The sequence below is a fragment of the Tetzosporium hominis genome, from assembly GCF_002265435.1.
Classification (GTDB): Bacteria; Bacillota; Bacilli; order Bacillales_A; family Planococcaceae; genus Chryseomicrobium; species Chryseomicrobium hominis.
In genome coordinates, this window is record NZ_NOKQ01000076.1 from 1 (window position 1) to 245 (window position 245).

Here is a 245-nt window from a genome sequence, read left to right on the forward strand (position 1 = left end):
ATGAAAAAACAAAAAACCGCTAAAAAGCATCCGTCAAAGACGGATGCCTGGTGATTATTCCTTAAAATTAAGCGTTTTGGTGTTCAGCATGAAGCGGTAAACCGGCAGCTCTTTGCCTTTTTGAGAAGGAATGTAACCTGTGCTTACATAACTGTCAACCGACTCCGGCTCAAGTGCGATTGACAGCAGATTGCTTTGCTGCTGAGCTGTAAAATAGATTTTTGTTCCTTTAGGAAACTCTTTTT

1 pseudogene is annotated in these 245 nt (G+C 40.8%); it reads right to left on the reverse strand.

The features are described from left to right. Nucleotides 1–54: 54 nt before the first annotated feature. Nucleotides 55–245: pseudogene (locus tag CF394_RS00260) on the reverse strand (M14 family metallopeptidase); the annotation flags it as partial.